Below are 6,968 nucleotides of genomic sequence, written 5' to 3'. Positions count from 1 at the left end.
CCGAGCCACATTTAAAACGCAGTGGCAAGTCACTCGCCTACAAGTGATTTAACACCGAGATAAACTTTAACACCCGTAGGCGTTAAGCTTGCTGACGCACAAACTCCGAGCCACATTTAAAACGCAGTGGCAAGCCACTCGCCTACAAGGATTAATTAGACATCAAAGTAAACCTTAACACCGTAGGCGTTGAGCTTGCTGACGCACAAACTCCGAGCCACATTTAAAACGCAGTGGCAAGTCACTCGCCTACAAGTGATTTAACACCGAGATAAACTTTAACACCCGTAGGCGTTAAGCTTGCTGACGCACAAACTCCGAGCCACATTTAAAACGCGGTGGCAAGCCACTCGCCTACAAGTGATTAATTAGACATCAAAGTAAACCTTAACACCGTAGGCGTTAAGCTTGCTGACGTACAAACTCCGAGCCACATTTAAAACGCAGTGGCAAGTCACTCGCCTACAAGTGATTTAACACCGAGATAAACTTTAACACCCGTAGGCGTTGAGCTTGCTGACGCAAAAACACCTATGACTATAATAAAATGAGAGGTTAAACATTCTTGGGGAAGGTTATAAGTGGATGTTCTTAATGAAAATAACAACATACACTTATAATTTTGGTATATAACATCCTAGCAAAATCCTTCTAATATCTACTTATTTAAAGCCCATTCCTTGCTGCTTTTACTTCGCTCCTTGATGCGCTATTCATTAGTTCCTTCCATTGCTGTGCCGTCCAAAGTGGCTTTGCGCTTTTTACGATCCCTTGTTGGTTTTTCCTTAATACGTTATCCATAATGTTACTCCTTGCCATCTATTGGCTGTTCATCCTTGTTATATTTCACACTGTGACTCTAACGACGTCCGATTATATAAATTGCATGTATCAGACCAGGAATATACCCTAGTAATGTTAACAAAATATTAATCCAAAACTGAGCACCTAAACCAACTTGTAAAAATACACCAAGTGGTGGAATAAGTACTGAAAATATAATTCGTATTAAATCCATGACTCTCACTCCCTGAAATTTATATAAGAAAGCCCAGCATAACTGGGCATTCGTGGCTTATAGATTATTCAGCTACAATAGTTAAGTTATCAACTACATCGCGAACATCTTCGGCATTCTTAGCAATTTTCACCGCTAGCTGTTTTTCAGCATCCGAACCAACAGTACCATTTAGCGTTACCACACCTTTATCGGTATCTACGTCAATATCCGTACCGCCTACTTCAGAATTAAACAAATAGCGTGTTGTAATAACGGTAGTAATTTTAGCATCCGTTAAATCACTTTCTGTGCTATCTGATTTCATCTTCTTGCTTTTTGTGTCCGTGTTTTTAACGACCGTTAGCTCGTTATCAACATCAGTTACACCATCTAGACTTAAGATAAGCTCTTCCGCTAGCTCTTTATCAAGCTCACTTTCAACTTTACCAGTTAGTACAACCTTGCCATTTTTTACATCAGTGTTAATGTCAAAGTTGTTTAAGTTAGTGTTCATTAACAGAACCGTTTCTGCCTTACCATCAATCCAAGCATCTTTACTTTCATTTTCCCAGCTGTTTGCTTGCGCACCCATAGCGGTTGTACCAAGAACTAACGCTGCAATAATAGATTTGTTAAATGTTTTCATAATCTTTCTCCTTTTGATTAAAGACAATATGATTAATGCGAACATCAAGCCAACTTTTAAAGCACTTAAAATCAATAACTTAAGCTTTATTTGATATAGCGCTAGCTTTAGTCTTGGTAATTATTTACAGACTGCTCGGTAATTTATTCTGGTCGTTGCAAAATTAACCATTTAATAGCATTATTCGTTAATCTGTCGTTAATATAACAAATACATCTAACAAAAATAAATTTAAACTATTGATTATTAAGCTAATTAATAAATGGCCTAAGCTTTGCTTTAACTATTGCAGTACTGACAATCGTAAAATACACCAACAGCATCACTTATAAGGAATACATCATGACTGTAAAATTAGAAGATCGCCCAATTGAGCAAGTGCGTGAACAAGTTATTGATCAATTAATATATAACTACAGTCATGCTGTTATTTCAGCTGATGCTTTTGAGCGTCGATTAGATCAGGCAATGGCTGCGAAAGATAACCAAAGCTTAATTGATTTGGTAAGTGACCTAGAATTAACAACCGATAGTAATTACCAGTGGGAAAAACGTGCGCAGTTTAGCCCAAACTATAGTAATAAAAGCAGCGATGAAACATTGCACTTGCGAAGTATCTTAGGATCAAACGAGCGCAGTGGGCAATGGGTAGTACCAAAAGAAATCCACCTGACGAACTTACTTGGTTCTATTGAACTTGATTTCACTGACGCCATATTTCAGCATCAAAATATCACCATCCATGTAAATTGCTTACTAGGCAATGATGAAATTTATGTGCCAGAACACGTCAATGTTGTATCAAAACTGTTCAGTATTATTGGTAGTGTTGAAAACAAATCAGTGTCACTGAATAAACACCAAGGGCCAACCATTACTATCGAAGGAAAAGTTATTCTGGGCTCTGTGGAAATTAAAATTAAGCGCACCATTAAAGAAAAGTTTGTCTCATTCGCCAACAGCCTTAAAACCAGTTGGCAAGATATCAATAAACATTAATAGATAAAACACAGTTAAAGCTTAACACCGTAGGCGTTAAGCTTGCTGACGCGAAAACACCGAAACAATATTGAATATCGCGGTGGCAAGCCACTCGCCTACAGTGAGTAATTAAACACTGAGATTAACGTTAACATCCGTAGGCGTTAAGCTTGCTGACGCGAAACTAATGTTATAAATCATTATTACGCTCACTAGGAATGTCACTTAAATATTCAACAAACTCTATTTCAAACCCTGCAGGGTCAATAAAATACACATTTTTACGAAATGGATTTACCGCACCTGGCTTATCAATACTGTAACCAGCGCTTTCTAAGCGCGAAATTACTGCAGCAATATTATTCGTAACATAAGCAAAGTGCGCTAAGCCAACTTGATGTCCGGTTAAGTCACGGTTGTGTTGTTCACCATGATCACTCAATGCTAAATACTGAAAATCATCGCCAAAGTGCAACCATTTTCGTGGTTTACCGTGCCACTCCCCTTCGCCTTGGCTTCTGATGGACCAGTACGGAAAAGCCGCCTTATAAAAGTGCAGCATAGCTTCAACATCATCGACTACCAAATTTACGTGCTCTAAATACATAATTAAATTCCTTTATTTAAGTAATTAAAGCCACAATAAAACCTCAAGCAAAGTTGAGGTAAAGTGTTTTTTATAAAAGATTTAATAACAAAAGATGTGTGAGGATAAGGGTTAATGAGAAAACAGTATAGGTTAGAGGTGCAAGGTTTTAGGGCCTAACCCCTAGTGTCTTTCCTAGAACCTAGTTCCTTTAAAAAATTTGCGCGGCATAAAGCCGCGCCTACGCAAATTAAAACTTATAGCTTTAACCTAGCTTCCCGCAATCTGCATTTGTTCAATCAATACCGAACCGGTCTGAATTCCACCACGGCGCTCTATGTCACCGCCTATGCCGCTAATGCCTTTAAACATATCTTGCAGTTTACCAGCGATGGTAATTTCGCTTACAGGGTATTGTATTTCGCCATTCTCAACCCAAAAACCGGCAGCACCACGCGAGTAATCACCCGTTACAGTATTAACGCCTTGGCCCATTAACTCAGTGACCAATAAACCGGTGCCCATTGTTTTTAACAGCGCAGCTAAATCAGCATGAGTTTGTTCAACTAACCAGTTATGAATACCACCAGCATGACCGGTAGGTGTCATATTCATTTTTCGGGCTGCGTAGCTCGCTAATAAGTAAGTTTGCAGATCACCGCCTTGAATGATTTCACGGTCGATGGTTTTTACCCCTTCACTATCGAATGGTGAAGACGCTAAACCTTTTAAAATATGCGGACGCTCTGAAATATTAACGCACTTATTAAATACTTGCGTGCCAAGGCTATCCAACAAAAAGCTCGATTTACGATACAGCGCACCACCACCTATTGCAGACACCAAGTGACCAAACAATGAATTAGCAATATCTGCACGAAAAACAACAGGGACTTTCATGGTACCTAGTTTTTTGCTATTGAGCTTAGCAAGAGTTTCACTCGCAGCCTCTAAACCTACTGCCGCAGCATCTTTCAAACCAGCTTGGTCTCGCGCTACGGTATAAGCTGAATCCCGCTGCATTTGCTCACCATCTTTACCAATCACCATAGTACTAATGCTGTGGCGAGTACGCGGGTAACCTGTGATAAGACCATGGCTATTACCATACACACGTAAACCTTGATGCGATGAAAAACTGGCGCCATCTGAATTAACAATACGCGCATCGGCATTAAGCGCCGCTTGCTCCGCAGCATGACACAATTCAATGCCCTGCTCAGGGCTGACATCCCAGGGGTGGTATAAATCCAAATCAAGCGGAGCAAATTCAAGTAGCTCTTTATCGGCTACGCCATTATGTGGATCATCTGAGGTAAACTTGGCGATATCAATGGCTTTCTCTACCACTGTACGCAGTGTTTTGGGGTTTAAATCAGCTGTTGACGCAGAGCCTTTGTGATTACCAACGTACACACTGATCCCCAGCCCACCATCTTGGTTAAATTCAATGGTCTCGACTTCACCCATGCGAGTACTAACTGATAAACCTGAGGTGCTCGACATCGCCGCTTCAGCGCCAGTAGCACCGAGTTTTTTCGCGTGCTCTAAAACCTCTGCAACGGCATCTTTTATTTGAGAAATTTGAGTATAAATAGGATCTTGCTGTTGGCTTTTCATATTTTTAGTCCTGAGCTTGGAGCGTTTTGCATGCGCAATCATAATACTTAAATGCTAACACACTCACTGCATTGCATCAGCTAATATTAATCATTAAAAGAATCACGTATATACCCAAGCCACCTCAAGATACAGAATTCAGCGTTTCACAGGGGCTTAATATCAAGGCGTTACTTTGCAAGAATGGCAGTCCCTTTTAAGAAGTAACAACGATGAGAGTAAGTGCCTGTGAAACGCCCAACGGCTTGGTTTAAAAGCGATTTATACTGCGTTATTGATTTTAACAATAGAACCACTATTACTTGCAATCAATGCCTTGCCTAAATCGCTTTTAACTCCAACGACGCTCGCATCTTGAGGTGGTTTGGGTATAATGACTGCAGTTAACGTTATCATATGAGTACCCCATGGCGAAGAAAAAAGGCAAGCCTGCTGAAATTGAAGAAGAAATTATCTATATATCAAAAAGTGAGCTAAAGCGCGAAGCGCAAGAGTTTCATCAGTTAGGTGCTGAAATTGCCAAAATGGGGAAAAAACAGCGCGAGCGCTTACCCTTAAATGACGATTTAAAAGCGGCAATGGTTGTTGCAGACAAAATCAGTAACAAAAGTGATGCATATCGTCGTCACTTAAATTACATCGCAAAAACTTTGCGTACCGTTGAGAATATCGAAGAGATCAACGCTATTATCGACATTATGTTGAATAAAAATAATCAAGCCGAAGTGATGATTAAAAAGATTGAGCAATTACGCGATGATTTAATTGCCCAAGGTGATGATTTAGTTAATCAAACCATTGAGCAATACCCGACTATTGATCGTCAAAAGTTACGTCAATTGGTGCGTAATGCGGCAAAAGAAGTAAAAATTGAAAAGCCAGCTAAAGGCTATAAAGAGCTATTTCAATATCTTAAAGAAAGTATCATGCGATAAGCTACATGTAATGTAGTAATGAATTGCCTATATTCAGTCTGGGTAAAAACACCCGCTATTTATAGGCAGTTACCGTTTAGTAAGCAGTAACGCCTCCCTCGCAGCAAATTAAAACACAGTAGGCGTTGAGCTTGCTGACGCACCAACACCACGCCACATTTAAAACGCGGTGGCAAGCCACTCGCCTACAAGTAAGTAATAAACATCAAAGTAAATTTAACACCAAGATAAACCTTAACACCGTAGGCGTTGAGCTTGCTGACGCACAAATACCACGCCACATTTAAAACGCGGTGGCAAGCCACTCGCCTACAAGTAAGTAATAAACATCAAAGTAAATTTAACACCGAGATAAACTTTAACACCCGTAGGCGTTAAGCTTGCTGACGCAACAACACCACATCACATTTTGAAACGCGGTGGCAAGCCACTCGCCTACAGGTAATTAATTAAACATCAAAGTAAATTTAACACCGAGATAAACTTTAACACCCGTAGGCGTTAAGCTTGCTGACGCAAAACACCACAACACATTTTAAAACGCGGTGGCAAGCCACTTGTCTACAAGTAATTAATTAATTAAACATCAGAGTAAAATTTAACACCCGTAGGCGTTGAGCTTGCTGACGCAAAAACACCACGCCACATTTAAAAACGCGGTGGCAAGCCACTCGCCTACAAATAAGTAATAAACATCAAAGTAAATTTAACACCGAGGCAAACCTTAACACCGTAGGCGTTAAGCTTGCTGACGCACCAACACCGAGCCACATTTAAAATGCGGTGGCAAGCCACTCGCCTACAAGTAAGTAATAAATATCAAAGTAAATTTAACACCGAGATAAACGTTAACACCCGTAGGCGTTGAGCTTGCTGACGCAAAAACTCCGAGCCACATTTTGAAACGCGGTGGCAAGCCACTCGCCTACAAGTAATTAAACATCAAAGTAAATTTAAAACTTTAACACCGTAGGCGTTAAGCTTGCTGACGCACAAAGAGAAGACAATGAGGGTAAATGCCATGGGCTTCGAGCAACGCGCTCCTAGTCACTTCCCTAGCACCTAGCCCCTTTATCTTTCCCCCTGTGTCAGGATAGTTGTCGCCTCTAACTTTTAATAGAGGCAGATAAAAATGAGACGTCGATTTACACAAGAATTTAAAGTTCAAGCGGTTGAAAAAGCATTATCTCAATGTGATGA

8 protein-coding genes are annotated in these 6,968 nt (G+C 40.2%); 2 read left to right on the top strand and 6 right to left on the bottom strand.

All coding sequences use genetic code 11. From position 1 onward, the window contains the following. Positions 1-666: 666 nt before the first annotated feature. The 3 genes from H5187_RS24690 to H5187_RS18450 form a co-directional block, all read right to left on the bottom strand. Positions 667-801 (bottom strand): hypothetical protein, encoded by a 135-nt coding sequence (locus H5187_RS24690; protein ID WP_259397404.1) that lies wholly within the window; start codon positions 799-801, stop codon positions 667-669. A 58-nt stretch (positions 802-859) separates the two neighbouring features. Then, positions 860-1,018 (bottom strand): YqaE/Pmp3 family membrane protein, encoded by a 159-nt coding sequence (locus tag H5187_RS18455; protein WP_149980587.1) that lies wholly within the window; start codon positions 1,016-1,018, stop codon positions 860-862. Between the two features lie 64 nt (positions 1,019-1,082). Further along, positions 1,083-1,646 carry a BON domain-containing protein gene (locus tag H5187_RS18450; RefSeq protein ID WP_145236725.1) on the bottom strand — a complete coding sequence of 188 codons (564 nt, stop codon included), beginning with the start codon at positions 1,644-1,646 and terminating at the stop codon, positions 1,083-1,085. 342 nt (positions 1,647-1,988) lie between these two features. Here H5187_RS18450 and H5187_RS18445 point away from each other — a divergent pair, with 342 nt between their 5' ends. Next, complete coding sequence (locus H5187_RS18445; RefSeq protein WP_145236722.1) at positions 1,989-2,645, top strand: LiaF domain-containing protein; 657 nt, start codon at positions 1,989-1,991, stop codon at positions 2,643-2,645. 172 nt (positions 2,646-2,817) lie between these two features. Here H5187_RS18445 and H5187_RS18440 read toward each other — a convergent pair whose 3' ends face one another. The 3 genes from H5187_RS18440 to H5187_RS18430 all read right to left on the bottom strand — a co-directional run bounded on the left by H5187_RS18440 (position 2,818) and on the right by H5187_RS18430 (position 5,229). Beyond that, entirely contained in the window at positions 2,818-3,234 is a 417-nt protein-coding gene (locus H5187_RS18440; protein WP_149980586.1) for a VOC family protein, read from the bottom strand. A gap of 249 nt (positions 3,235-3,483) precedes the next feature. Next, complete coding sequence (pmbA, locus tag H5187_RS18435) at positions 3,484-4,833, bottom strand: metalloprotease PmbA (RefSeq protein WP_149980585.1); 1,350 nt, start codon at positions 4,831-4,833, stop codon at positions 3,484-3,486. A 261-nt stretch (positions 4,834-5,094) separates the two neighbouring features. Continuing rightward, on the bottom strand, positions 5,095-5,229 hold the full coding sequence (locus H5187_RS18430; RefSeq protein WP_259398338.1) for a hypothetical protein: 135 nt from the start codon (positions 5,227-5,229) through the stop codon (positions 5,095-5,097). Between the two features lie 11 nt (positions 5,230-5,240). Here H5187_RS18430 and yjgA point away from each other — a divergent pair, with 11 nt between their 5' ends. Further along, the gene (yjgA, locus tag H5187_RS18425; protein ID WP_145236713.1) at positions 5,241-5,768 is read left to right on the top strand and encodes a ribosome biogenesis factor YjgA; all 528 of its coding nucleotides are present in this window, start codon (positions 5,241-5,243) and stop codon (positions 5,766-5,768) included. Positions 5,769-6,968: the final 1,200 nt, after the last annotated feature.

The organism is Pseudoalteromonas sp. SG44-1, from assembly GCF_014164315.1.
Lineage (GTDB): Bacteria > Pseudomonadota > Gammaproteobacteria > Enterobacterales > Alteromonadaceae > Pseudoalteromonas > Pseudoalteromonas rhizosphaerae.
The sequence above is the reverse complement of the archived record's forward strand: the minus strand, read 5'-3'. Positions and strand labels throughout refer to the sequence as shown.